23 protein-coding genes are annotated in these 25,613 nt (G+C 43.9%); 13 read left to right on the top strand and 10 right to left on the bottom strand.

Annotated features, from left to right (window positions below; all coding sequences use genetic code 11):
• The first annotated feature begins 305 nt into the window (after window positions 1-305).
• Together MTR11_RS13835 and MTR11_RS13830 are read left to right on the top strand one after the other, a co-directional pair.
• A complete protein-coding gene (locus MTR11_RS13835) occupies window positions 306-1,325 on the top strand; it encodes a TerC/Alx family metal homeostasis membrane protein (RefSeq protein WP_243327866.1) in 1,020 nt (339 codons plus the stop codon).
• A gap of 278 nt (window positions 1,326-1,603) precedes the next feature.
• Window positions 1,604-1,795 (top strand): hypothetical protein, encoded by a 192-nt coding sequence (locus MTR11_RS13830; protein ID WP_005376351.1) that lies wholly within the window; start codon window positions 1,604-1,606, stop codon window positions 1,793-1,795.
• 191 nt (window positions 1,796-1,986) lie between these two features.
• Here MTR11_RS13830 and MTR11_RS13825 read toward each other — a convergent pair whose 3' ends face one another.
• The 4 genes from MTR11_RS13825 to MTR11_RS13810 all read right to left on the bottom strand — a co-directional run bounded on the left by MTR11_RS13825 (window position 1,987) and on the right by MTR11_RS13810 (window position 6,852).
• The gene (locus MTR11_RS13825) at window positions 1,987-2,544 is read right to left on the bottom strand and encodes a PhnA domain-containing protein (protein ID WP_005395511.1); all 558 of its coding nucleotides are present in this window, start codon (window positions 2,542-2,544) and stop codon (window positions 1,987-1,989) included.
• Window positions 2,545-2,833: 289 nt separating this feature from the next.
• Entirely contained in the window at window positions 2,834-3,043 is a 210-nt protein-coding gene (locus MTR11_RS13820; RefSeq protein ID WP_109169951.1) for a YgdI/YgdR family lipoprotein, read from the bottom strand.
• 135 nt (window positions 3,044-3,178) lie between these two features.
• Window positions 3,179-5,587, bottom strand: coding sequence for a VolA/Pla-1 family phospholipase (locus tag MTR11_RS13815; protein WP_243327865.1), 2,409 nt, complete (start codon window positions 5,585-5,587; stop codon window positions 3,179-3,181).
• A 20-nt stretch (window positions 5,588-5,607) separates the two neighbouring features.
• Window positions 5,608-6,852: an outer membrane protein transport protein gene (locus tag MTR11_RS13810; protein ID WP_005395507.1), complete on the bottom strand. Its 1,245-nt coding sequence runs from the start codon at window positions 6,850-6,852 to the stop codon at window positions 5,608-5,610.
• Window positions 6,853-7,275: 423 nt separating this feature from the next.
• Here MTR11_RS13810 and MTR11_RS13805 point away from each other — a divergent pair, with 423 nt between their 5' ends.
• On the top strand, window positions 7,276-8,304 hold the full coding sequence (locus tag MTR11_RS13805) for a site-2 protease family protein (RefSeq protein ID WP_047010406.1): 1,029 nt from the start codon (window positions 7,276-7,278) through the stop codon (window positions 8,302-8,304).
• 73 nt (window positions 8,305-8,377) lie between these two features.
• Here MTR11_RS13805 and MTR11_RS13800 read toward each other — a convergent pair whose 3' ends face one another.
• Window positions 8,378-9,166 carry a M48 family metallopeptidase gene (locus tag MTR11_RS13800; RefSeq protein WP_182033671.1) on the bottom strand — a complete coding sequence of 263 codons (789 nt, stop codon included), beginning with the start codon at window positions 9,164-9,166 and terminating at the stop codon, window positions 8,378-8,380.
• A 203-nt stretch (window positions 9,167-9,369) separates the two neighbouring features.
• Between MTR11_RS13800 and MTR11_RS13795 the strand changes: the two genes are divergently transcribed.
• From MTR11_RS13795 to cutA, 5 genes are all read left to right on the top strand, one after another.
• The gene (locus MTR11_RS13795) at window positions 9,370-9,804 is read left to right on the top strand and encodes a hotdog fold thioesterase (RefSeq protein ID WP_012842307.1); all 435 of its coding nucleotides are present in this window, start codon (window positions 9,370-9,372) and stop codon (window positions 9,802-9,804) included.
• A 6-nt stretch (window positions 9,805-9,810) separates the two neighbouring features.
• Window positions 9,811-10,044: a DUF3389 domain-containing protein gene (locus MTR11_RS13790; protein WP_005395503.1), complete on the top strand. Its 234-nt coding sequence runs from the start codon at window positions 9,811-9,813 to the stop codon at window positions 10,042-10,044.
• 79 nt (window positions 10,045-10,123) lie between these two features.
• Window positions 10,124-11,833, top strand: coding sequence for an SgrR family transcriptional regulator (locus MTR11_RS13785; protein ID WP_243327864.1), 1,710 nt, complete (start codon window positions 10,124-10,126; stop codon window positions 11,831-11,833).
• The gene (locus tag MTR11_RS13780; protein WP_053349877.1) at window positions 11,817-12,068 is read left to right on the top strand and encodes a hypothetical protein; all 252 of its coding nucleotides are present in this window, start codon (window positions 11,817-11,819) and stop codon (window positions 12,066-12,068) included. Before MTR11_RS13785 ends, MTR11_RS13780 begins: the two co-directional genes overlap by 17 nt.
• A 14-nt stretch (window positions 12,069-12,082) precedes the next feature.
• Window positions 12,083-12,415: a divalent-cation tolerance protein CutA gene (gene cutA, locus MTR11_RS13775; protein ID WP_031780471.1), complete on the top strand. Its 333-nt coding sequence runs from the start codon at window positions 12,083-12,085 to the stop codon at window positions 12,413-12,415.
• Here cutA and MTR11_RS13770 read toward each other — a convergent pair.
• Window positions 12,377-12,973 (bottom strand): DUF2238 domain-containing protein, encoded by a 597-nt coding sequence (locus tag MTR11_RS13770; protein WP_005395495.1) that lies wholly within the window; start codon window positions 12,971-12,973, stop codon window positions 12,377-12,379. The genes cutA and MTR11_RS13770 overlap by 39 nt on opposite strands.
• A gap of 242 nt (window positions 12,974-13,215) precedes the next feature.
• Here MTR11_RS13770 and MTR11_RS13765 point away from each other — a divergent pair, with 242 nt between their 5' ends.
• The gene (locus MTR11_RS13765) at window positions 13,216-14,055 is read left to right on the top strand and encodes an isopenicillin N synthase family dioxygenase (RefSeq protein WP_243327863.1); all 840 of its coding nucleotides are present in this window, start codon (window positions 13,216-13,218) and stop codon (window positions 14,053-14,055) included.
• 191 nt (window positions 14,056-14,246) lie between these two features.
• A complete protein-coding gene (locus MTR11_RS13760; protein ID WP_012842300.1) occupies window positions 14,247-14,867 on the top strand; it encodes a DNA-J related domain-containing protein in 621 nt (206 codons plus the stop codon).
• 89 nt (window positions 14,868-14,956) lie between these two features.
• Here the strand turns inward: MTR11_RS13760 and MTR11_RS13755 are convergent, their stop codons facing one another.
• The 4 genes from MTR11_RS13755 to tesA form a co-directional block, all read right to left on the bottom strand.
• Complete coding sequence (locus tag MTR11_RS13755; RefSeq protein WP_243327862.1) at window positions 14,957-16,612, bottom strand: ABC-ATPase domain-containing protein; 1,656 nt, start codon at window positions 16,610-16,612, stop codon at window positions 14,957-14,959.
• Window positions 16,613-16,683: 71 nt separating this feature from the next.
• Window positions 16,684-18,594, bottom strand: a complete 1,911-nt coding sequence (locus MTR11_RS13750) for an EAL domain-containing protein (protein ID WP_243327861.1) — start codon at window positions 18,592-18,594, stop codon at window positions 16,684-16,686.
• A 180-nt stretch (window positions 18,595-18,774) separates the two neighbouring features.
• Window positions 18,775-19,974, bottom strand: a complete 1,200-nt coding sequence (gene fabV / locus MTR11_RS13745) for an enoyl-ACP reductase FabV (RefSeq protein ID WP_243327860.1) — start codon at window positions 19,972-19,974, stop codon at window positions 18,775-18,777.
• An 82-nt stretch (window positions 19,975-20,056) separates the two neighbouring features.
• Window positions 20,057-20,659, bottom strand: coding sequence for a multifunctional acyl-CoA thioesterase I/protease I/lysophospholipase L1 (gene tesA, locus MTR11_RS13740; RefSeq protein WP_005395483.1), 603 nt, complete (start codon window positions 20,657-20,659; stop codon window positions 20,057-20,059).
• Between tesA and MTR11_RS13735 the strand changes: the two genes are divergently transcribed.
• The 3 genes from MTR11_RS13735 (at window position 20,658) to MTR11_RS13725 (ending at window position 25,599) form a co-directional block, all read left to right on the top strand.
• A complete protein-coding gene (locus tag MTR11_RS13735) occupies window positions 20,658-21,350 on the top strand; it encodes an ABC transporter ATP-binding protein (RefSeq protein ID WP_074190665.1) in 693 nt (230 codons plus the stop codon). The two genes, tesA and MTR11_RS13735, sit on opposite strands and share 2 nt — an antisense overlap.
• Entirely contained in the window at window positions 21,350-23,806 is a 2,457-nt protein-coding gene (locus MTR11_RS13730; protein ID WP_243327859.1) for an ABC transporter permease, read from the top strand. Before MTR11_RS13735 ends, MTR11_RS13730 begins: the two co-directional genes overlap by 1 nt.
• A gap of 353 nt (window positions 23,807-24,159) precedes the next feature.
• Window positions 24,160-25,599, top strand: a complete 1,440-nt coding sequence (locus tag MTR11_RS13725) for an FAD-dependent oxidoreductase (RefSeq protein ID WP_243327858.1) — start codon at window positions 24,160-24,162, stop codon at window positions 25,597-25,599.
• The last annotated feature ends 14 nt before the right edge of the window (window positions 25,600-25,613 follow it).

Here is a 25,613-nt window from a genome sequence, read left to right as displayed (position 1 = left end):
TATATTTCTTTCTGATTTTTAATAAGAATTTTATTTCGATTGGACAAAGCTTTTTTGTTGGAAAGCGTTACATTCGGCGTTATCATTGCGGCGTTTGGGGAGTAGTTAGCGCAAGTTTACTTATCGTCATCTCGTTAAGCATCAGCTTATCCGGTAAGTAAAGGTGTTGCGTGATTCATCCACGCCGACACTTCAACGAGACCAACGCATTCATTGACTGGCAGCACATGATTACTATGTGACTGCTTGTTGTTATTGTCTGCGGAAGGTCACCAAACTCATGTCCTTCCGCCATGGGAGGAAGCATGTCTCTTATCGAAAGTACCACCCAATTGAGCCAATCGGCACCACTTCAAGAGTCATTAGCGATGTATGGCGCTTTTGGTCTTTTTACGCTTGTTCTTGTTGCGCTTGATATCTATCAAACGCGTGGTGGCGTAATAACGATGAAAAAAGCCATCCTTTGGAGTGTTTTTTGGTTCTTACTTGCCTTTGTTTTTGCAGGTTCTATCTATTTATTCTGGGACCTTTACGCACCGCACAGCACCTATACGAACGATAAAGCAACGGTTTCATTCTTAACAGGCTACTTACTAGAGAAGTCGCTAAGCGTGGATAACTTGTTTGTGTTTGCCATCATCTTTGCACAATACAGTGTGCCGGAGCATTTGCGTCCGCGAGCGCTGCTTTGGGGCGTGATTGGTGCGTTAGTTCTACGGGCTATCATGATTGTGGTTGGTGCTCAGTTACTTGCGCAGTACCACTGGATGTTGTACCTCTTTGCCGCATTCCTTATTTGGACAGGTATTAAGCTTGCTCGCGACAAAGGTGAAGCAGAAGAAGTTAACCCATATCCTGAGCAGTTTATTCGCAAAATATTGCCAGTTACGGATGATTACCAAGGAAATCACTTAATCTTAAAGCAAGCTGGTAAGTGGGTGGCAACACCAATGCTGATCGTAGTCGGTGTAATTGCAGTGATGGACGTAATGTTTGCACTGGATTCTATCCCAGCCATATTCGCGGTAACACGAGAGCCATTTTTAGTCTTAGCCGCGAACGTGTTTGCACTGTTGGGTTTGCGATCTTTGTACTTTGTTCTGCAAGCGATGTTAGACAAGTTTGTGTACTTAAAACCAGCATTATCGGTGATCATGATGTTTATCGGTGTAAAGATGTTATTGGTAGGAACAGAGTATGAGATTCCGACAACGTGGTCACTCACATTCTTAATCGTTGTGATGACATCAGCGGTTGTGGCATCGCTCCTCAAAAATAAGTCGAACAGTCGCTCTAGCGTTAAAATTACTAATCAAAAAATATAAGTAAAGCGCTAAAAATAAAATAAATAACGAAACTTAATGTTAAGAATATGTTGTTAGTTGAGATGGCTTTATGCAGGTAACGTTAAGTTATTCAACATAATTAGACAGTTTGTGACTATTTATGCTGTTATTATTCATTTGTATTTTTGATGTTTGTAATGGACTTGTTTTATTAGATAATCTAATTCGAATAGGTAAAATTTGTCATTTCTTAAACAATAAGAAACTGACTAATATACAACCAACAAAACAGACTACTGCTTTAAAGAGAGGCAATCATGGCACAAGCAATGCAAATGACAAATGTAGCTTTACCAACCTCTATGGATAAGAAAACCTACGCGGTTAACTTCAAAGGACTGATTGCTCACTTACTAGACATTCTATTCGTAGATAATACTGCACCACGCAGTTACTATGCGGAAGATTTGTCAGCTCACATTCAAAAAGATATCGGTATGTACCGTTAATCTTGAAATAATGAATGAAAATACCGGCTTATAAGCCGGTATTTTTTTAGCTGCTCAAACGCGAATAACGGAGCTAGAACTCTATACAGAGTCAATACCGGAGTAGAGGAGCTTATTCCAAATTGGTGTTCATTAGAAATGAAAACGGGGCACTAATAGTGCCCCGTTTTGACTTGTAGAGTAATACGATATTACTTCTTACGGCAGTATTCTGCGATCACGTACATTGACTGACCGCCATTTGCCTTGCCCGAAACTAGTTTCGGATCATCACCAAGGCTGATACCACGGATCACTGTGCCTTGTTTGATTACTTGGTTAGTGCCTTTAACTGGTAGGTCTTTGATTACCGTTACATCGTCACCTTTCTTAAGTTCAGTGCCGTTGCAATCCAGCGTTTTGTCATCATCAGACATACCCTTCATCGCCCAGTTCATTTGCTCTTCTTCCATGTACATCATGTCAAGAGCATCTTGAGCCCAGCTTTCAGAGTTTAGGCGAGTGAGTTGGCGCCATGCTGTCACTTGTACTGCAGGAACCTGGCTCCACATGCTTTCGTTTAGACAACGCCAGTGGTTAATGTCTTTTGGCTCATCGATCTCACCCAGACACTTATCACAAACCATGATAGCAGTATCAACGGTCACGTTACCGTGAGGTGGGACAGCGTATGCTGTTAGTTGAGATTCAGAAGAACACAGTTCACATTTTGACTCGCAGCGCGCAAGCAGAGTAGCTTCAATAGACATAAGGACTCACCTTAGTAATGTTATTTTGTGGCGGTATTATCCACTTTATCCTGAGAAATAAAAGGGTGTTAGCGAATTAAAGCCGAGATTTTACAATATTCCAACCTGATTAGGGTGAAGATGTAAAATATTCGCTAAACAAATAATACCTGTATATAAGAAAATGCATTGATTGCTTTGGGTGATGAATTGGTTGTTTCATTTCTTGAGGAAGTTAGAGGTTCGTTGGGAGTATTAACTGCGCTCAGAAGTATGGGGAGAGCCCTCTAAATACATAGAGGGCATGTTGCTAGCGTTCAATAATCTGCACAATTTGATCTTTTGAAATGCTCATTTCTTTCCCATCCATGTCTTCATACTCGTACATACCCGTTTCTTCGTTAAGGTCTGGTTTACCGTAAGAAGTAATAATTTTTCCTTCATTTGTCGACATAAGATATTGGCTACTTCCGCATGCAGCAAGAAGTAAAGCAGTGACCATTATAGTGAATATGCGCATAGAGTTTTCCTTTCAAACAAGTAAGTTAGGTACGACACCGATTTAACTATAGCAAAGGATATACGGGACGGTTTTTTATGATAGAGAACGAAAAAGCCCAGTCGAAACTGGGCTTTGGTAAGAAAGGTGATACGATTACTTCAGAACGGAAGTATTAGTCACACCCGTTAAAGTGTCATCCATTAAGAAGTCAGTGTTTTCCATTTGCATCTCAACGTGATGGTCAATATCAGAAAGTGTGCCATTTGGAGAAACAAACGTAATGTGCGATGCAGTAGCGTTATACTGCACAAAGCTTGCCATTGGAGACACTGCTGTATTAGCACTGTTTACGGTCGTTAAACCTAGCTTAGCTGCTAGAGGCTCAGTCCCGGCAAACGGTGCATTTGGAACGCTGTTTGGTACATTGCCATCGCCATCAACCTCGGTCATCAGGAATGGTGTTGTTAGTGAACCAGAAGCAACTAAATCTGACGCGTTTGTGAACGGGTCTACGGTATCTAGCGTGGTTTGTGCCGCGTAGATAAACTGCGAGAAGCCAGCTTCTAGTGTTGCTAACTGAGTTTCTGTTGCTGCGGCCTCAAAAGCTTCGTAACACGTTTTATCTTCCAATTGTGTACATGACGCATCTGCATAACTCGCGTAGTCTGCAGACGCAGCATATGCTAAGTTATGCCTGATCTGAGCGCCATAGGCTTCTGAACCTAGTAACAAATTGCCGATTTGGCCACCAGAGTTCTGTACAGAAGCAGAGCTAAATGTGTAAAGTGCATCTGCGTTGGGGCTACCTAGCGTGTTATTTGCTGCTGCCACGGCAGATGTAGCCACAATACCGCCAAGTGAATGACCTAACATTTTGACTTTAGAACCCGTCATTGGGTTAAAGCCTTGCAGAGGCCCTTCTGCCAACAGACCACCTTGCGCCGATACCACTAAGCTCGCGCGTAAACCCAATACATCCAGTACACTTTGGCGTAGGTTATCACGAGCGATTGCCAAGTTAGAAAGATTTAGATACGCCAAGATATTAGCATTAGCTGAACGTTGCTCATCTAAGCTACGTGTGCCGTGAATAGGTAAGTCGATAGCAATAACAGCCACACCTGCTTTCACCATATTAAACGCGAAGGCATATGAATCCTCTTTTGCTGAAGTGATGCCGTGTTGATAAATCACAACGTCGGTCGCGACACCAGATTTAGGTGTGAAGATAAGTACTTCGACATCTTCTACCGATTTAACGACTGGAACTGGGGAGTAGCGAGTCACAATACGTTCACTGTCGAGTTGGGTACCATCGCTTAATGTGAGTTTAGCACCCACCAGTTTTAGCTGCTCTGTAGGATCGGTTGCAAGCTTTGTCACGTCAACAGGGTTATTTGCGAAAACGCCAGTTGATAGCTGCTGAACCATGTTCGCTTGCTCGTTCGGATCCGCCAGTGCTGCACTTAGCTTCGCTAGGCTTGGCATCGCAGATACCATTGGCTGCATGTTCCAGTTTGCCCCTTTTTCTAGATAATGAGGCAGTCTGACCACACCTTGAGTCACATTTACATCGGCACCTGACTTCGCATAAAGGCCTTTAATTGCCGTTTTTGCCGCGTCTAGGTCACTAACGTACTTACTAAAGTCATCGTCAGAGTCTAGCGCAGTGCTAAAGTCTTGGGTTGCACCAAGTGTCATTGTGTAGGCTGTTGATAAATCTACTGAACCTTCGTTCGCATCGTTTTTGTAAACGGCGTTTAGTGTATTTGCACCCGTTGAGAAACCGGTTGCAGTTACACCTTTAACCGCCGCCAAAGTGTCACCTACAGACTGAGTGCTGAACCAGGAGGAGTAAACGATGTCGTCAGGGTTAACTTGAGCTAGACCAAAAATGCCTTCCACCGCTTGTGTCACCGCTTGAATAGAAGCGAGAGCACCAGTTTCATAAACGATTTCTTTCGATTTACCTGTCGCGTAACTGGCTGATGTACCGATTGGCTCACCATTCACGTCAGTAACATCTTGTGTTACTGCAAAAATGTACTCGCTTGACTCATCAAGCGCATCCATGAACTGGATATATAGAGAGTTGCCCTTTGCTTGAACAACGTAGTCTTGGTTCTGAACGAGAACGTCTTCGATTGGGTTAGACTTACCATCCCACTCGGTCAAACGTTGATTAATCTTGATGACTTTAATACCAGACGGCAGCATACCCGTTGCAAAACCATCGCCTTTAAAGTTCAGAACGATTGGCATAGACGTTGACCATCCATCCATCGTATTCATCGAGGCTCTAGGGTTGGTTAAGGCATCATCACCGTCAGTTGGCAGACCAAGCGTGCCATCTGTTGTGTCCATTAATAAGTAAGAGGGCGCAGGTACATCCGCATTCGCCCCTTGAAGCGTAAAGCTGATAGATGTTTCACGGTCGAGCAGTGCTTGGACTTCATCTTCAAATTGAACTTTGTCGGAAGTACCAGAGCTTGATGTATTATCACCACAACCAGCAAGAAGGATTGCAGAACAAAGCATTGATAATTTAAACGTGTGTTTCATTGGTTTACTCCGTAATCCCATTATTTGAAGGTGTAGTTCATCTGTACCGCGCTGATGTAAGCAGTACCTTCAGAGTCGAACTTGATCTCTTCATCCTGAGCATTTGTCTCGGTGAAAGAGCCTGATTTACTCTTAACAAGTGCAAAGCCTGCATCGAAAGTTAAATTCTCATTCATTGCGTAAGTTAGGCCCGCGCTGTACCAAAAACGGTCACTGTCAGGGATGCTCAATGTGGCTTCACCTGCTTGTTCGTCGTATGCAAAGCCTGCACGGAATGTCCAATCCGCATTGAGGGTGTAAGTTGCACCAATAGAATAACGGTTGTTGTCTTCGTATTTCTCTGGTTTGTAGAAACATTGACCAGCAGTTCCATCATTACATTGAGGACTCGTCGCTTTCAGTTCTTTAAATGTGCTCCAATCGGTCTGTTGCCAGCCGTAATGTACTGCCCATTGTTCATTCAGTTGATGGAAAGCCGATAATTCGATAATTGAAGGGAGAGAGATTTTTAAACGGCCATCCACTTTTGGTGATGGAGCTCGGCCTGAGTCGTAACTACTAAACTCACCGTCGTCAAAATCTAGATCAACTTTAGAACGGTAACCAAAGCCAAAACGGTTGTTTTCATTTAGCTCGTACAAAGCGCCAATATTCCAACCCCAAGCAAAAGTTTCGCCTTCCATGCCGACAAGGTTATCGGACTTATTACCACCTAAAATACCGGCGAGTGCGCCTTTGTGACGAGTCAGCTCCGCTTCCGCGTACACTAGGTTGATACCGCCACCGACACTGAAAGACTCGTTAATACGGTAAGCGACATTAGGATTAATGTTTACTGAAAGTAGGGAAGTGTCACCCGCCATGTCACCCGCAGAAATATCATCTGGATAATCAGTAGCAACACCGTATGTTGTGAACATACCGATACCCCAAGCCCAGTTATCGTTGATAGGGCTGATGTAATAACCCGCTGGCACGACTTGTAAAGGGGCAACATCTTTCGCATGTTCTTTGTTAACCGTGTCATACACATCGACTTCAGGATCGATGATAGATAACGCGCCCGAGAATTGAGCTTCTTTGAAAAGCGTCATCGCTGCTGGGTTTCGTGCAAGAACGCTGGCATTGTCTGCGACCGCTCCTTCACCTGAAAATGCTCGACCAAGACCAGATGCTGAATGCTCAGCTACCTGGAAGCCCGCTGAATGGGCATTACACGCAAACAATATCGAAATTGTAAGCAGAGAGCAGTGCTTCTTGTTCATCCTTGACCCTCCTAGGGTGTCATAGTGTTGGACCGAAGTCCTTGTAATTGTTGTGTGATACTTACACCAGTTGTTAATACGTGAAATACAACTGTGATGTAAATGTAATGTTAATTGTATGTTTAATAACTTGTCAAAGTTTGAGCGTATTTTGCGTTTTAAATATGATGCATAGGTCAAACGGTGATTCGTAAGGGCATGTATTATCGTTATATTTTTTAAGAGAATGGTACGACCAGAATTGTTTTACGGGCTTTATGGTTAAATGGCATTCAAACCAAGAGATAGCGGGCTTTGCCGTTTCTGTACTTAGCAGGCATAATTCGCGCCTCGCTTTGTTGTTATTCAATAGACGCAATAGGAATCGTGTTGGAATTACTGAATGTTGAATTTTTAGGTCGTTCGTTAAGGCTCGAAGGATCGATGGCTGGTTGGCAGCAGTTATATTGGGATAACACCTTGGTGTCCCAAATAGATGCCAGTGATAATGTTGCAGACACTTGTCTTCACCAGTTTAGACTCTCTGCAGGGGAGGAAGTCCTGGTATGCCATTTGGAGTGTTCATTAACATGGCAACCGTTTGAATTGAGTTACAAGGTCACAATTAACGATGAGCTTATTAGCGAAGGTTGCCGAAATGAAAAAGACATCGAACGCCAAGTACCAGAAGTTGAGCCGCCAACGGAAAAGCGTTTAAGTGTGATAGGGCTAGTATCGCTTGGAATGAAAGCACTCAAGAGTGCGAAAGTAATCAAAGTGGCGCTAGCATCTGCAAGTCTTGCTGCATATTCTTGGCTATTTTCTATCGAGTTCGCGTTAGCTTTGATCGCCTGTTTAGTTTTCCATGAGTATGGCCATATTAGAGCGATGAAGTACTTTGGAATGAAGACCAAGGGCATCTATTTGATTCCATTTCTTGGCGGTTTAGCGCTGAGTGATGAAAAGATCAACACACGCTGGCAAGATGTGGTTATCTCGATTATGGGACCATTTTTTGGTTTAGTTCTTAGCATCGCGTTTACTTTGCTTTATTGGATGACTGGAGAGGTGCTCTTCGCTGGCCTAGCAGTGTTTAACGCGTTACTAAACCTGTTTAATCTGTTGCCTATTCTGCCACTAGATGGTGGTCATGTACTCAAAAGCATTACCTTCTCGATGAACACTTGGGTTGGATTAGTCGGCAGTATAGCTGCTGCCTTGTTGGGTATTTTTATCAGCTATTCTTTCGGGCTGACGTTGCTAGGGTTTTTATTGTTAATGGGGATGCTAGAAGTGGTCATGGAATGGAGAGGTCGACATCATAGTCATTTATTGCCGTTAACCCGTTACGGACAACTCTTCTCACTTGCTTGGTACTTGGTTTCTGTCGGTGGTTTTGTCGCTATCATTTGGTATTTTGCTACCCTTGGAGATAGCCTGTTGAGCTTGCCACTACAGATACTGGGTACTTAAACTATTCCTTATACCCATTAAGAAAGCTCCCTAGGGAGCTTTTTTGCGAAAAATAGACACTGGTAGCAGAAGTTTAGCCACATTTTGGCGTTTTCGCGTTATACGCAGGCAACTTATTTATGGTTGCTTGTAAATCTTTAATACGCGTACTGTGCGATGGGTGAGTTGAGAAGAATTCAGGCGGTTGAGAACCGCCGGATGCAGCACTCATATTTTTCCATAAATCGACACTTTGACGTGGGTCGAAGCCTGCTTTTGCCATAAACTCAAGCCCGACAATATCAGCCTCGGATTCCTGTGTACGACCGTATGGTAAAATAACACCGTATTGGACACCGACACCAAGTGCCGCCATCGTCATTTGCTGATACTGTTTGTACTCGGAAGCTCCTATAGCAACGTTTGCCAGAGACAATCCCGCATTTGCTAACTGGCTTTGTGAAAGGCGTTCATTACTGTGGTCAGCAAGGACGTGAGCCACTTCGTGACCAATGACTGTTGCCAACTGATCTTGGTTTTTCGCGACACCTAAAAGCCCTGTGTAAACGCCGATCTTCCCACCAGGTAGAGCAAACGCATTGACTTGTTCACTATCAAAAACAACCACCTCCCAATCTTTAAATCCAGATTGAGCAGGGATGGTGTCAGTGATGTGTTTGGCAACGCATTGTACGTAGGCATTCGTTTTGCGATCTTTGCTGATTGGGATATCTTTCTTCATTTGTTCGAAAGATTTGGCGCCAAGCGATGACATTTCTTGATCTGAAAACATCAGGATCTGATTACGGCCAGTCGGTGATGCGCTACATGCCGTTAAGCCCGCGATAGTTAAAAGAGCAGAGGCTTTCATCCATACCTTCATAATAGGCTCCATCTAAATTATTTTTGTTTTGAAGCAATAGTATATACCCAAATAGTAACACGATGCATAGATCAAATTATTCATCAACTGGCAAGGAGGCCAAGATGTTACACCTTGAAGTTAGACCTAAGTAAAGTCTATGCTAGCTCTCTAATAAATCGTTACAATCCGACAAACCAGTTTGTGAAATTAAGAGTAAAACAATGAGTATATGGAAAAAGCCCGTTAGCATAGAGATTCTGAATGCTACGTCAAAAAATACCCTGATCGAGCACCTACAAATTGAATACACAGATTTCACGGATGACTCCCTTACAGCAACCATGCCTGTATGTAGTTTTACTCATCAACCTTTAGGAATGCTTCATGGTGGCGCTTCTGTTGTACTTGCAGAAACATTAGGCTCTTTAGCTGCGAATTTCTCTGTTGATGAGGGGAGTTACTGTGTCGGTTTGGATATCAACGCGAACCATGTACGTGCAATGCGAAGTGGTCATGTGATTGGTACGGCAAAACCCGTACACCTTGGCGTTTCAACACAAGTGTGGCAAATCGACATAACTGATGAACGAGGCCGATTAGTGTGTACTAGTCGCTTAACTATCGCAGTGAAGCAACATAAAACGAAGTCGGTATAAAGCAAGATGGTGATTGAGTTTTCATTAGGAAAAATCATTGCTACCCAGCGTGAAATCGTGATTAAGCTCTCCGGCAGTGCAATGGTAACCTTACAAGCGCAAACCGATTCTATCCAGTTACTGGGTAGAGGAGCGAACGTTGTTTTATCTCATGGTGCAGAGTGTAAATGGTCTATCAAGCTGGATAATGAGGAACAACTTGCCGATCTTGCACGAGAAATTGGCATCGATATTCAATAATTTACTGCGTGACGTTTGCACTTTTTGATAAAAATGAGGAAACTTAGCTTATCAACAATAAGATAAGAATTTCCTCTTTATGAGTAGCCCTCGTTTACGTGTTCAGTTCGAAACACTGTTTGAAAAATTCGCCGGTCACGATACGGACGTTCAGCTAGAAGACATTACCGAAGCGCTGTTTTGTACACGTCGCAATGCCCGTATTGTTCTCAATAAATTAGAAGAGGAGGGCTGGATTGAATGGCATCCAGCGGCGGGTCGAGGAAAACTCTCAAAACTCGTTTTCAAACGTAATCGTAGCGATGTCAGTGAAAACCTCGCCAGACGTTATCTTGACGAAGGGAAAATTGGCCAGGCTCTAGATGCGCTTGATAACGACGCGGCTCGATTAACGCAGGTTATTCAGGGTTATTTAGGGCTTCAGCATCGGCAGGGCGAACAGGTGGTACGTTTGCCATATTATCGACCATTGGCGATGTTAAACCCACAGAAACCGATGCGGCGTTCAGAACAGCACATCGCCAGACAAATTTTTAGCGGGCTAACTCGCCTTGATGAAAATGAACAACTTCAGCCAGATTTAGCCCACACATGGGAAGCCATTTCTGATACGCACTGGCGTTTTTATCTTCGTCGTGGGGTGCGTTTTCATAATGGTGAACCCTTATCAACCAGTTGTGTACTTGAAAGTGTGCTTGCACTAAGTAGCCTGAACCTGTTTTCTCATATAAAAAAGGTATCTTCACCACAGGAATGGACCGTCGATATTGAACTCGTCCGTCCTGATCGCTACCTGCCTTTGGCGCTGAGTGAGTCGCAAGCAAAAATTTTGCTACCAAGCGCTTTGCGTTCAGAAAACTTCGATAGACAACCAATAGGGACTGGGCCGTTCCAAGTTAAAATAAATGATGATAAGCGTCTCATTTTGACTGCTTTTGATGGCTACTTTGGCTTTCGTCCCTTACTGGACCAAGTTGAGGTGTGGGTAATTGATGAAGCGTACTCTTCAATGGTCTATCCAAGCTTGTCTAAGCCAAAGATGGATAAACAAGGTTCATCTGATGAAGTCGAGCTTGATCCTGGCTGTACATTTCTATTACTAAACAAAAACACCGGGATTGCAAAAGACCCACGCTGGGCAGAATTCCTATCACAAACTCTCAACAGTCACCAGATTTACGCGCATGTTCCTCAAGATAAAGTGATGGAATTGGGTGTATTGCAAGCCTTTGGCCTTAAGCCAGGTTGGATTGACCTTAGGCCAGCAGAGGCGGGCACCGTGCCGCAGGCTGATAAGGTGATTTCCGTAGCGTATCAGAAAAAGCATCCGATGTTTCCAGTAGTTGCCAAGGCCATCAAGACACTCTTAAAACCGCATGGTATAGAGGTCGAGTTTATTCGTTATGATTCTCAACCGCCCGCACCTGAGGAAGTGGATATTTGGGTGAAAGCCATGGGCATTGCAACGAACCGAAATGACGCGTTAGCGGGCTGGCTTCTGGATTACAGTGATATTGAGAAATTCAGTTCTGGTTACGATTTTAGCGAATGGGCTAAGCTCGTTGATCAGTGGCGTGCTGGTGTTTATCCAGACTTCCCTGCACGTGAGTTAGGACGTCAGTTGGTAAAAAGTTGTCAGGTGATTCCGATGTTTCACTGCTGGTTGGGTGTCAATAAAGACCACAGCGGTGCCTTGCAAAATGCAAAGTGTAATGCCTTAGGTTGGTTTGACTTTAATAACGTATGGGTAAAACCTGATATAGAAAATAATCATGGCGAAACCGAATAAGAAACAGCCGACGAAAACCGTCGATATCTATTGCTCAAAGTGTAAAACTCAACTATTCAAGTACCGTAAAGGCGGAAAAGGCGCACTGGTCAAATGCTTCAAAGAGCGCATTGTTGACGATTTCACACAAACCCCATGCATCTGTCCCAGTTGCGGGCAAGAGTTTGCAAGAGATACCCTAGTGAGAGGAACGCCCGCTTACAAAATGATTGGCGGCAAAGTGACAATGAAATAATGAAGGGCTAGAAAATGAGTATAAAACATGACTACTGCATGGTGTTAAGCACAACCAGCAACGAAAAAAATCGAGATCAGATCATTAAAGGTTTGCTAGATGCCCAATTAGCCGCGTGTATTCAAACGATGCCTATTGAAAGCCACTATGTGTGGAAAGGGGAGATTTGTACTGACAACGAATGGTTGCTGGTGATCAAAACTCGCCGAGAGCTCTATGAATTGGTGGAAGAGAAAATAGAAAACCTGCACGAATATGAAGTAGCACAGATCGTACAGGTTCCAATTGTTGATGGGTTTAACCCTTATTTAGAGTGGCTGAGAGAATCGACGCTGAGCCGACATTAAAAACAGCGACAACGCTGCACCAACGGTGTCGCACAACATATCTTTCTGGGCGTCCCATATGTCACCTTGCGAGCCCAGAAAGGCGATTCCTTCATCGCCGCCAGCCAATTCTGCATACCACCATTCGATAATCTCATAGCCTGCTGCAAGCGACATGATCGCAAACAAAGCAAACCAGCAAGAGAACGTTTTGTTGAACTTGTTCTTGTGTATCAAGTATTCAGCTATCGGATACGCATAAAGACCAATCGAAAAGTGCGCAACGCGATCAAAGTTGTTTCTATCTGAACCAATCATGTCGTTAAACCAGTCAAATGGTACTTCGGAAAACGTATATTTCGCTCCGATAGTGTGCAAACAGAGCCAGATGAACATTAAAAAGTAAGCCGTATTACTGAATTGATAGCGAATCGAGATTGCCCAAATAGCAACAAGAATACCAATTGCTGGGATAATCTCCGCAAACCAAACGGCACGTGAGTTAGGTTCTAACGCAGAAAATAAAAACACGATGGCATAAAAAATCGTCAATCCTAAGAGTGTCGAGGTGCTTTTCATAGAGTTACTTGATCCTTCAATTTATCTTACAGTGGGACTCCATAGACTTGGGTAATGATTACACTTAATTGAACGGTGTGCAATTGTTATTTTGATGGTGTTTTTGATCACTGAAAATGTTGATTTATTGCCAAACTGCTCAACATTAAAACGTTTGCGCGTGCACCTTTCATTAAAGTTTGATTTACAACATGGCCATCCATAGAATCCGTGATTCAGTCTAATAAAAAAGAAGTAAAGCCATGAAACTGGAAACTGTCGATTATCTTGCTGACGATGCTGCTCAACAGTTCGTTACCTCTCTGCGCGAAACAGGGTTCGGTGTGTTGAAAAACCACCCGATTCCACAAGAGCTTGTAGAGTCAATTTACAAAAACTGGCATGAGTTTTTCTGTTCAGATCAAAAGAATGATTTTCACTTTAACGTAGACACCCAAGATGGCTACTTTCCACCTTCTGTGTCTGAAGTAGCGAAAGGGTACAAAGTGAAAGACATCAAAGAGTACTTTCATGTTTACCCTTGGGGTCAGATCCCAGAGCAACTTAAAGCTGAAATCTTAGAGTACTATGAGCGGGCGAATGCATTTGCTCAGGAGCTATTAGGCTGGGTTGAAGCGTACGCACCTAAAGACGTTCAAGAGAAGTTTTCTATCGCGTTGTCAGAAATGATCAATAACAGCGACAAAACATTACTACGCGTTCTTCACTACCCGCCAATGACAGGGGAAGAGGAGCCAGGCGCTATACGTGCTGCCGCGCATGAAGACATTAACCTGCTAACGGTTCTGCCAGCCGCTAATGAGCCGGGGCTGCAAGTAAAGAGCAAAGAAGGTGATTGGATTGATGTACCCTGTGACTTTGGTAACTTAATTATCAACATTGGTGATATGCTTCAAGAAGCGTCGGGCGGTTACTTTCCTTCAACGACTCACCGTGTAATCAACCCAACGGGTGGCCGTCAAGAAAAGTCGCGTATTTCATTGCCGTTGTTCTTGCATCCAAAGCCAGAAGTGGTTTTGTCAGAGCGCTACACCGCACATAGCTACCTTATGGAACGTTTACGTGAACTAGGGGTTATTTAACCTTTACGTGATCTCCTTACAAAGGCCGATGGTTGATGACTATCGGCCTTTTGTTGTTTATGGTACAAAATGATACCCACGCTTCATTCGGTGCCACAGAAATTAGGCCTGAAACACGCGTCAGCAAGCATTTTTACCAGTACAGATGAGTGAGATTAGTGTGATGCTTCAATATTAAACAGAGAGGATGAATGGAAGGACAACGCACGGTCAGTAGTATTGAGACTCATGCAATAGAAAACCCGTTGCTTTGGCCAATGCTAGAAATTCTTAGAAAGCAGCCTTCCGATTGGAAAGTTCACACCTTAGCAAGCAAGTTGAGTGAACAGGGCTACATTTCGAAATTGGATGATTCTCCTGATAAGGATTTATTCAAACGAAATTTCTTAATCATGAACGCGCTATACCAACTGCAAGAAACGCTTTACCCAGATGCCTGGCTGCAAGTTGAAGCGATGAATATCCAGCTGATGTCTTCGTTAGAAGCTTCGAGGCATATCGTTGATATTAACGACCCTTTGCGTGAATATTATCTGGATTGGCGCAACTACGAAGCGGACGAAGATGAAGTGCGTCGATTGTTGAATGAATTTTGGACCACTTATCAAAAATTCATTGGTGGTTCGTCTACAGTCAGTGTGGATAAAACAAAAGCACTCTCACTGTTTGAGCTTAACCCTGATGCAACACCCGCAGAAATTAGAAAGCAGTGGCGAAAACTCGCGCTTCGTTGGCACCCAGATAGAGAGAATGGTGATGCAGAAAGGTTTAGAATTCTTTGCGAAGCGTGGAATGTACTGAGAAACGAATGATTCGGTATGAATAAAAATAAAGGAAGGCAGCCTAACTATTAGCTGCCTTTTCATTGGACTATCTCAATCACTCAATCAGCGTATCAAAACTAGCATGATGGCTTAAACTGAGATTTTCTCATGCGGTTAAGCGCAGCCATTACGTCTAGTGTGCGTGGTTTGGCTAAGTCCCCTTGCTTAGGAAGCGATGCATGCCACTCTCCAGACAGCATTTCTTCAATTTCCTTCGCTGGATGATTACACCAGCCTGGAAGCTGAGCAATTTGAAACCATAACCAGCCAATCGTGTTGACTTCATCAGCGGACTCAATCTGTTCCAAAGCGCTAAGGTCAGTAAACTCTTTGCCAAATCGAAGTGACTCTTTGCCTTTCGCATTCACACGGAATTTACCGTCAGTGAGAATATTCATCAAAGCAACGCGATTCAGGGCGCGAGGCGGGAAGGTTTGTAAACGTTCTTCCGATTCGTTATGACGTTGAGTAGGGTGCTGAGCGATCACTTCTTTCGCTTTTTCTGTCACATCAACCGCTTGGTAGTCGTGCATCTGAATGACTGTGTCGGCAACGTCTAAGTAGTCGCCTGAACCACCCATAACGATAATGGTAGAGATATCGAGATCATCTCGCAATTGACCAATGCGATCGACAAGAGGGGTAATTGGTTCATCACCTTTTGCCACCAATGCCTGCATACGTTCATCTCGAATCATGAAGTTCGTCGCAGAGGTGTCTTCATCAATCAATAACGTGCTCGCACCCGCTTCAATAGACTCTTGAAGCCAAGCGGCTTGTGATGTTGAGCCTGATGCATCTTGAGTCGAAAAATCCGCAGTATCTTTACCCATTGGCAAATGGTTGATGTAATTCGACAGGTTCAAATGATGCACGCATCGACCATCTTCGGCGCGGATCTTCATTGCCTTGTCATCAGCTACGATGTATTCACGACCATCTCCTGGAATATGGTCGTAAATCGAACGCTCAATAGCATTCAGTAAGGTAGATTTACCGTGGAAACCGCCACCTACGATTAGCGTAATGCCCTTTGGAATCCCTAATCCCGTGACATGGCCTCTGTTTGGTGCATGTAAAGTCACTTGCAGCGATTCAGGGGCTTTGAACTCAACCGCCTCTTTCATTGGGAGATCACAGTTGCCAGCAATTCGAGGGAGAATGCTGCCATTTGCGACAAACGCAACTAGGTTATTGGCTTCCAACTGTGCACGCAGGGCATCTTGGTCTTCAACAACTTGGCAATGCTCAATCAATGCTGCTTTGTCGAGTTCACGTTCTAAGGTCGCTCGACGGATAAACTTAGGCAAATGGAAAGTCAGTATGTTGTTGGCTTTTTTCCCCAACACTGAACGACCTTCAGCAGGCAAGTTAACTCGAAAACGCAGTTCAATACCTTCCTCGGTAAACAATACTGCGGTGCTATCCAACACAGTTTGGCCATTCAATGAAATGGATACGGAGTTTTCTTGTTTAGCAAACTGCTCAAAACTGCGCGCAATAAAATCACGTGCTGCTCGTTGAAAAGCAGGGGACTCGTCTTTTAACCATTCCAGACCAGTCAAGGACCAGGCGCGAGTTGCACGAAAACGTGACGCGGAAGCATACGGATCTCCTTGTACGTGATCGATGAACAAAGTGAAATCAGTGAAGTCGTATTGACCTTTGATTTGCTGATAAGCGCGGTAGTTCTGCTTTTCAATTTTCTTAAGCGTGGCAGTCAACTGATCCATGAAGATATTGGCCTTTTAATAGAAGCGGGCGGCGATTATAGAAACCACCGCCACCTTAGTAAAGAGAATGCTTAGGAAGAGTAGGCGTATTGTCCGCCTGAAAGACGCTGATTAAACAAACTTTGCTCAAATTCATTACAAGGCATCGGTTTACCATAGAGAAAGCCTTGCCCAATATCACCCCCCTCACCAATAAGAAACTGCTCTTGTTGGGGGGATTCAATGCCCTCAATAACCACTTGGAGGTCCAGCTTTTTAGCTATGTGTATGATAGAGCAAATGATCGCACGATCATCGTCCGACTTTTCCATTTGCTGGACAAAGCTCTTATCAATCTTGATGGCATCAAATGGGTATTTCTTCAAATAGCTGAAAGAGGCGTATCCTGTACCAAAGTCATCAAGTGACAATGTCACACCTAGTTCATGCAATTTGTTTAGCGTTGTGCGTGCTACTATTTCATCGGCAATTAAAGCGCTCTCGGTCACCTCGAGTTCGAGAAAATGTGCTGGTAAATGGAAGGATTCGAGTAGGTGTTGCACTTGCTCCGCAAAGTTCACGTTTTGTAATTGAATTGGAGAGACGTTAACGGCAATTTTGAAATTATCAATTAACTCCGACCACTGTTTAGCTTTGTCTATCGCGGTACGAAGAACAAAAGAGCCAACTTCAAAAATAAGTCCGTTTTGTTCAGCCATATGTATTAATGCTTCGTTAGAGACGTCGCCCAGTATTGGGTGTCTCCAGCGCAGCAATGCTTCTGCGCCAATCCACTTATGAGTATGGGGATGAACTTTGGGCTGAAAGTACAGCATCAGGTCGTCATTTCTTACCGCTTGCAATAAGTAGCTTTCCAATTGATTGTGGTTGTTTAGCTCATTCGAATGACTTTCACAAAAATAACTATACGCTTCGCCAGACTCTTTACACAGCAGCATGGCATAGCATGCATTTTGAAGAAGTTGTTTGGCATTGCTGGTTTGGTGGGCTTGTACAACACCAATATAAGAGTTGAGGTGAACCTCTGTGTCTTTTATATAAAAGCTTCCCAAGCCAATATTGGTGATATCATCCAGTAGCTTACGCAATTTCATATCAATATCGTTGCCCCAAATGAGTAATACAAGGTCATTCGAACTCGGCCTCCCGGTAACAAAATAACTCGATTCTCGTTTACCAAGGCGATACCGAAATTCCTTTAATATCTCGTCAAAGGCCTCAAAGCCATAACGGGTTTGGATACTGCGAGCATTACTAAAGCCAATGTTTATCACGAGCAGTGATTGCTGGCTATGATCCAACGTTCCGAGCGTTTCTCCGACAACACTTTCCAGTGCTGCGCGGTTTAAGAACCCGGTTCCCTGATCGTGTGTTTTTTGATAGCTCACTTGTTTTTCTGCGGCCTTACGACGATCAATCTCTTTTGTTAGGGAGTAACTCAACTGCGCTAGGTCCGTAGTACGGTTCTCAACTCGATTTTTGAGTTCATTATTGAGACGCTGGAGTTTGTGTTGCTGATACACGACGGAGAGCTGCGCTTCGATTGAGTCTTTGAAAGTTCCGAGCAATTGGCGGTAAGTGTCGCTGTATTCATTCTTCTTGGAATCAAGCATGCAGATGGTTCCAAACGTCTCTCCGTTTGGCCAGAATAACGGTAAACCGCAATAAGATATCATGCCTAGTTTGATGTCAGGGTTATTGCACCATTCTTCATCCTCGAGCGCATTAGGAACCATGAGTTCGCTCTTATGCTCAATGACATGCTCACAATATAAACCGTTGCCGAGCAGTTCAGTATCGCCGGTACGATAGGGGTTGCCTTGAGTTTCACTGGATGTGTTGACTTCAATACGATCTGGATGGATACGCATGATTAATGTGGTGGGTACGTGCGTGATTTGAGCCAGTAAGTTGACGATTTCCTGCCAACTTTTTTGCATAGACTCAGGGATTTCATAATCTAATGTTTGCAATCTCCCCATATAGGTCATCCTTTACGTGGTTTCACTTCCTGTGAATTTAAAATGTAGACTGCTCTATCTTGTTCTCGGTTTTTAATTAAGTATAGGGTGGCTGGGGCTTGAAACAAAAAAAAGTCCTGAAAAGTGTTCAGGACTAGGAATAGTTATCACATATCTCATACTTGAAACAGATAACAAGCATTAAGGTTTAAGCGATTTTAGCGACTCAATAGAAATGTCTTGCGAATAGTCGACGTCTTCAAAGTTAAAGCCATTTAGCTTCATAAACTCATCTTTAAAGCCTTGGTAATCACCAATCTCTTTAAAGTTATTGGCGTTCATTTGCTCTAAAAGAGCATGGACTTCTTGTTGTACTTGCGGGTCAAGCTCTAAGTCGTCTATTCGGATTAAGCGTTCACCGTCAACAGGCACTTTATCTTGATCGTACAATTTAGTGGTAAACAGTCGCTGCATTTGTTCAATACAACGTTCGTGAGTACCTTTTTCCTTCATCACTCGATAAAGTGCTAATAGGTAGGGACTTAGCGCAGGAATGAACACACTGGCTTTCGTCACCAACGCCTTACACACTGTTGCGTAAGCACCGCCGTCAAAGTTGGCAAGTTTTAGATTCAACGAGTGACTTGTTTGGTGTAAATCTATTTTCGCTCGACCTAACGTACCATCGAGATAGATAGGGTGCGTAACGTCTGGTCCCATGTAAGAAAACGCGATGGTTTTGCAGCCTTGTGCAATCGAGTCGTTATTAATCAGTGTATCAATCCAGCTTTCCCAGTCTTCACCGCCCATCACTTTGATAGTCGCTTCGGCCTCTTCCTCTGTTGCGGGAGTTAAAGTGGTTTCTACCCACTGATCGTTCTCCAGCATAATTGAAGCGCCAGTGACAGGCTCACCAATAGGCTTAATGACGCTGCGCCAAAACTCATCAGACTCTGGTTTAGGTCGAACACCCGTCGCTAAGCTATAGATGACTAAATCAACTTCACCTTCAAAGTACGTTTCAATGGCTTCAATCACTTGATTGCGGACAGAGTCAGAGAATGCGTCACCAACAATATTGATGGCGGTACGCCCCGCATGATTTGCTTCTTGTTTAAAAAAGATGTTGTTATACCAACCCGCACTTCCAACGCCTTTATCTGAAGGCCCGCGCTCGAAGGAGACACCAATGGTATCAGCTTTAGCACCTCCGAAGGTGAGGGCAATACGAGCCGCTAACCCGAAACCAGAGGAAGCACCAATAATCAAAACCCGTTTTGGACCGCTTTTGATCTGCGGGGCGTGTTTTACGTATTCAATTTGCTCTTTAATGGATGCATGACACCCGTGTGGGTGAGCAGAGCGAGCAACAACACCTTGAATTAAAGGGTCTATTCGCATGTTGTTATCTATCCTCGATGAGTGGAATTGAAAATAGATTAACGTAAAGTTAAGTAAAACTTATTGAGCTAGACCATTAAAATTAGAGATGTTTAATTAATTCTTGAGCAACAAAGTCAGCAATCCAAGGCTGTGCATCAGGCTTTGGGTGAAGGCCATCATCCATCATCCACTCGGGTTTGATGACCACATGCTCCAAGAAGAATGGCATCAGGGTAACTTGTTGATGTTGTGCAAGCTTAGGGTAGATATCGTAAAACATATCGCTATAGCGTTTACCATAATTAGGTGGCACTCGAATTTGCATCATGACAACGTCCGCACCTGAATCTTTTATCATGGTAATCATTTTTGAGAGATTCGACGTAATAAGTTTAGGAGGGAACCCCCTCAGGCCATCGTTGGCACCTAACTCAATGAGCACCATATCTGGGCTGTGTTGGGTTAGTAGCTGTGGTAATCGAGCTAAGCCGTTGCCCGTGGTATCGCCAGAAATGCTGGCATTAATAACTGTTACATCTTGACCATGTTCTGACAACGCATCAGGGAGTAAGCTAGGCCAACTCTTTTCGATCGGCATCTGATAGCCCGCGCTCAGGCTATCACCTAAGACAAGTAGCTTTTCGCTCGCATGTGCAGTAGCGGAAAAACAAAAAAATAGAACTAAGGAAAGTATACGAATCATGCAAACACCTGTACTTAATGCACCTATTGTTCAAGCCAATTTGGTTTCTAAACAAGTCTCTACTAATCAAGAGCAATTAACAATCCTCAAAGATGTAAATGTTGACATCAGGAAAGGAGAAAAAATCGCCATCGTCGGTACTTCCGGTGCGGGTAAGTCAACGTTGATGACGTTGTTAGCTGGACTTGATACACCAACATCAGGTGAGATTACCTTGTTGGGACATGAGTTATCAAAACTTGACGATGAAGCTCGCGCAAAAATTCGCGCTGACTCTCTGGGTTTTGTTTTCCAAAGTTTCTTATTAATCCCGAGCTTGAGTGCATTACGCAATGTTACGCTTCCTTGTCTTTTACGTGGTGAAGCCGAAGATGAAGCAAGAGCAGCCGAATTATTAACCGCTGTTGGATTGGAAAAACGTGTCGATCATCTTCCAAGTCAATTATCTGGTGGTGAACAACAACGTGTCGCGCTAGCACGTGCCTTTATGACACAGCCTGAACTGTTGTTCGCCGACGAGCCTACCGGCAATCTTGACCATCAAACCGCAGACAAAGTGATTGAGCTGCTATTCGATCTTAATGAGCAGCATGGAACAACGCTGATATTAGTTACACACGATAGTCATCTAGCAAGTAGATGTGACCGTATTTATCGTATGGAGGCGGGTGAGCTTAAGGAGGAGGTGTAATGTCTGCAGTATCATCAAGCGAAGCAACATCGACAGAAAGAAGCAGTGCAATAAAACACTCGTCAAACAAAAGCCTAATACGTTGGAGCTTCGGCGAAATAAGACAGGGGAACCTTTGGCCTATTAGCGTTGCTCTTATTCTTGTGATTGCGAGCATCTTTGCGCTTTCTGCATTAGCGGAGCGAATGGAGCAGGTGATCGTCAAACAGGGGAAGGATGCATTGACAGCGGATGCGGTGTTTGTGTCTGCTAATCCTATACCTGACACGTTGTTAGCCTCGACTGAAAACCTAGAACGTTCGACGATGACACGATTTGCCACGATGGCATTTAGCGACAATGGTATGCAGTTGATTTCCGTAAGGGCAGTGGACGACAATTACCCTTTAATGGGAGAACTGGTACTAGACAACAACCCATCCGGTCGCGTTAAAGAGAACCAACTCTGGCTTGATGAGCGGATTATGGCTCAACTAGACGTCAAGTCGGGTGACAGCGTCACTATAGGCGATGCCGATTTTACGGTTTCAGGTGCAGTGCTGATGGAACCTGGATTAAGCTTTAACCCATTTCAACAAATGCCTTCTGCATACATTCATCAAAAAGACGTTGAGAAAACGGGAGCGATTCAAGTCGGGAGTCGAGTTCAATACCGTCTGTTTTTACAAGCCGATGATAAAACGCTAAAAGGCCTGCAAGAAGATACGGTTCTTTCTCCTAGTGATCGCTGGCGCACGCAAGATACTGCCAGTCGTAGCAATGAAGTTTTTGAACGAACGACGCAGTATTTGTCTCTAACTGTTGCGATTGTCATCATTATGGCAGCGACAACATTGGTTCTTACTTGCCAAAACTATGTGAATAGTCGAACACAAACCATTGCGATGCTAAAAAGCCTTGGCGCAAGTCGACGATGGATTGAAAAATGGCTGTTTATTCAAGTCACAATCCTGCTCATTAGCGCCAGTGTCGTTGGGTTATTGTTGGGGAGTGGGCTGGAGTACTTATTGCGCATTCCACTCAAAGACTTATTACCCGAACCACTACCTAGTTACGGCGTCACTCCATATTTGGTGTCGTTTATCTCAGCGGTTCTGATTACCGTTCCTGCTCTTGGTATACCATTGCTAGGTTTGATTAAAACTCCAGCCTTAGAAGTGCTACAGCAGGGCAAAGCTCAACGTTCTTGGAAGCGAATGTTGCTCGTTCTAGTCCCCGTTGTTCCATTACTTTTGCTTTATGCTGATAATACCTTAGTTTGGATTGTTCTTATTGGTATTGCAGTACTTTTTGTTGTGCTTGCTGCAGTGAGCGTCGCACTCACAAAATTGTTTGCGCGTATTTCGACACAACCTGCCATGAAGCTTGCGTTGAGTCGTATCAACCGCACGCCAGTAACCAGTGGCCTGCAGTTTGGTGCTTTGGCGTTGTCTTTGATGCTGCTATCTATTATCTGGCTTGTGCGCAGCGATATTCTCGCGGATTGGGAGAGAACCTTACCTGCAGACGCGCCAAATGTCTTCGCATTAAATATTGGTGATTACGAACTCGATAGCTACCTAGAAACCTTAGATAAAAATGGGGTTACACGGTCACAAGCATATCCAATTATTCGTGGTCGATTGACAGAGATTAATGGTCAAAACGTCAAAGAGATTGAATACGAAGGAGAAGGCTCTGACGCAATACGTCGTGAATTGAACCTTACGTGGGGAGACAGCCTGCCAGAGTATAATGATGTGCTTGCGGGTGAATGGACAAATAAAGGGAGTGTCTCCGTAGAAGCCGATGTAGCAAATGACTTGGGCATCGAACTTGGTGACAAACTGCGCTTTGTTATTAATAGCCAGAACTACGATGCGGTAGTAGATACCATTCGTTATGTTGAATGGCGTGATATGAAGCCTAACTTTTACTTTATTTTCTCATCCGACGTGATGGCTAATCTACCGGGTTCTTACCTCATCAGTTATAGAATTGATGAAGGGAACGAAGCACTATTAACGTCTATGTCTCGATCTCACCCAACGGTATCTGTTTTAGATATTCGTACCATGGGCGAAAAAATCCAGGATTTGATTCAACAAATCGTATCGGCAATCACTATTCTTGCTCTTTTAGGCGTGGTTGCGGGGTTGCTACTTATCTTTACGCTATTGAGATTAAGCTTATCCCAACGTCAGCAGGAGATCCGTTTGTATCGCACATTAGGTTCAAGTAAAAAACGGATCAGTACAACTCTGTGGGCCGAATACGGCATTATGGCGTTGATAGCTAGCGGTGTCGCGGTATTCGCTGCCGAAGTTTGTGTTGCCGCGGTAATGATATATGGCTTCGACCTAAACGCACAAATTCACCCCGAATTGTGGATAGCTTTACCACTGGCAACATTTGTTACGTTGGCACTTGTCGTAATGAGTTTGTTGAAAAGATTGTTAACGCCAGTAAACACTTAATCACTGCAAATGTTATTAAATGTGGAACACTCCATGACACTTTTATTTTAGTTATCCACAAAAACAGTGGATAACTTTTGGGATAACTAAATGGGGTAAAAAGTGGGGTGTTTCTGCAGGCTTTGCGCCATGGGTCTTACAGTGAAATTGTTATTCACATAGGCATAAAAAAGTGTCTTCCTAACCATGTCGTCAAGTACTTTTTTTGCAATTTTTTTCTACTTTAACGCACCATAAAGGCGCAGTTGGATATTTCGCAAACCCATGAACTTTTTGTGATTTTAATCAAGCCCAAACACGAGTAGAATCCACCGTTAGTAAAGAATTTTCCTTATAAAATTTTTAGTGAAGCAATGAAGTCTGAGTTTCCAAATTACAAAGATAAGCACATCGCTGTTGTTGGTGGCGGTGTCGCAGGTGCAACAGCAGCAATTCATTTTGCGGAGCTGGGTTTTAAAGTTTCCGTAATAGAGAAGGGCGTATCACTGGTAAATGGTCCGCCCATTTGCCATTTACATGCAGGTGGCAACTTATATCGAGAGATTTCTGAGCAACAATGTTTAGATTTGTTAGCACAATCCATTGATACCGTTCGCCTATATCCGCTTTCACTGAATATTCGCCCGACGATCATTGCAGTCCCTTATTCTGATGGTGGAGACCCATTCGCACTTATTCCTCGACTAGAGGTGGTGAAAAATGCGTATCAAACACTCGTTGATAAAGATGAAAGCAATAAAGTGCTTGGTGAGCCAAGTGAATACTACAAATTGTATTCAAAAGAGGATCTAGAAGCACTCGCACAACGCACTCAACCAAGTCACCCTGCAACCTTTGATGAGTGGTGTATTCCTTTTGCTCAACATGCTGATCTAGAAGCGCTAAAGTACCCAATTGTGGCGGTTCAGGAATATGGCTGGAGTGTTTTTCGCCTTGCCGCAATCGCCAACTTAACGTTGAACGCCCTGCCAAACGCCTCAGTATGCACACAAGCAACGCTCAAACAAGCGGACTGGATGGGTAATCACTGGCAACTTGGTTACGAACGAGATGGCATTGATTATCTTATGACATGTGACTACTTGGTCAATGCATGTGGTTTTGAAACAGGATCCATTGACAATACCATCGGTGCCAAGCGTGATAGGTTAGTTGAGTTTAAAGCCGCTTACGTAACCAAGTGGGCAGACTGCCAACAACTGTGGCCAGAAGTTATTTTCCATGGACCGCGTGGAACTGATAAAGGAATGGCCCAACTAACCCCTTATGGTGATGGTTATTTTCAGCTTCACGGCATGACGAAAGGCATTACGCTATTTGAAGATGGCTTAGTTGAGAGTACACCGTTCTCAGCTCAGCCTGAACTGCCAGTTCCTTTACTCTCAAAGATACGTAACGGTTGGCGAGAAGAAGTCTTAGCAGAACGAACCAATAATGCTATCAAACACATGGCGCAGTTCATTCCCGACTATCACTCTGCTATCAAAGGGGGAAAAGCCCTGTTTGGTGCCCAGCAAATTCCTGGAACGGATCCGGTACTCAGGGCAGCCGACGTGACCTTTGAAGACAACCATTACGCACGAATAGAAGTGGTAAAAGCGTCATCAACACTACTCGCAGCGCAAAAAATGCTTCAGTTCTGGTTTGATATCGAACCTAACCAAAACGTGGAATCCCAACATCCAGTCGCTGTGCATTGGTCTGAGCAAGAAATTGAGCAGTACGCGATTAAACTCACGCAAGAGCGAGACTATCCGCAAGCGTTAGCAGAGCGTTATGGGATGCCGGCATAATAGTTACGTATGGG

The sequence above is a fragment of the Vibrio sp. CCB-PB317 genome, from assembly GCF_022808245.1.
Lineage (GTDB): Bacteria > Pseudomonadota > Gammaproteobacteria > Enterobacterales > Vibrionaceae > Vibrio > Vibrio diabolicus.
The sequence above is the reverse complement of the archived record's forward strand: the minus strand, read 5'-3'. Positions and strand labels throughout refer to the sequence as shown.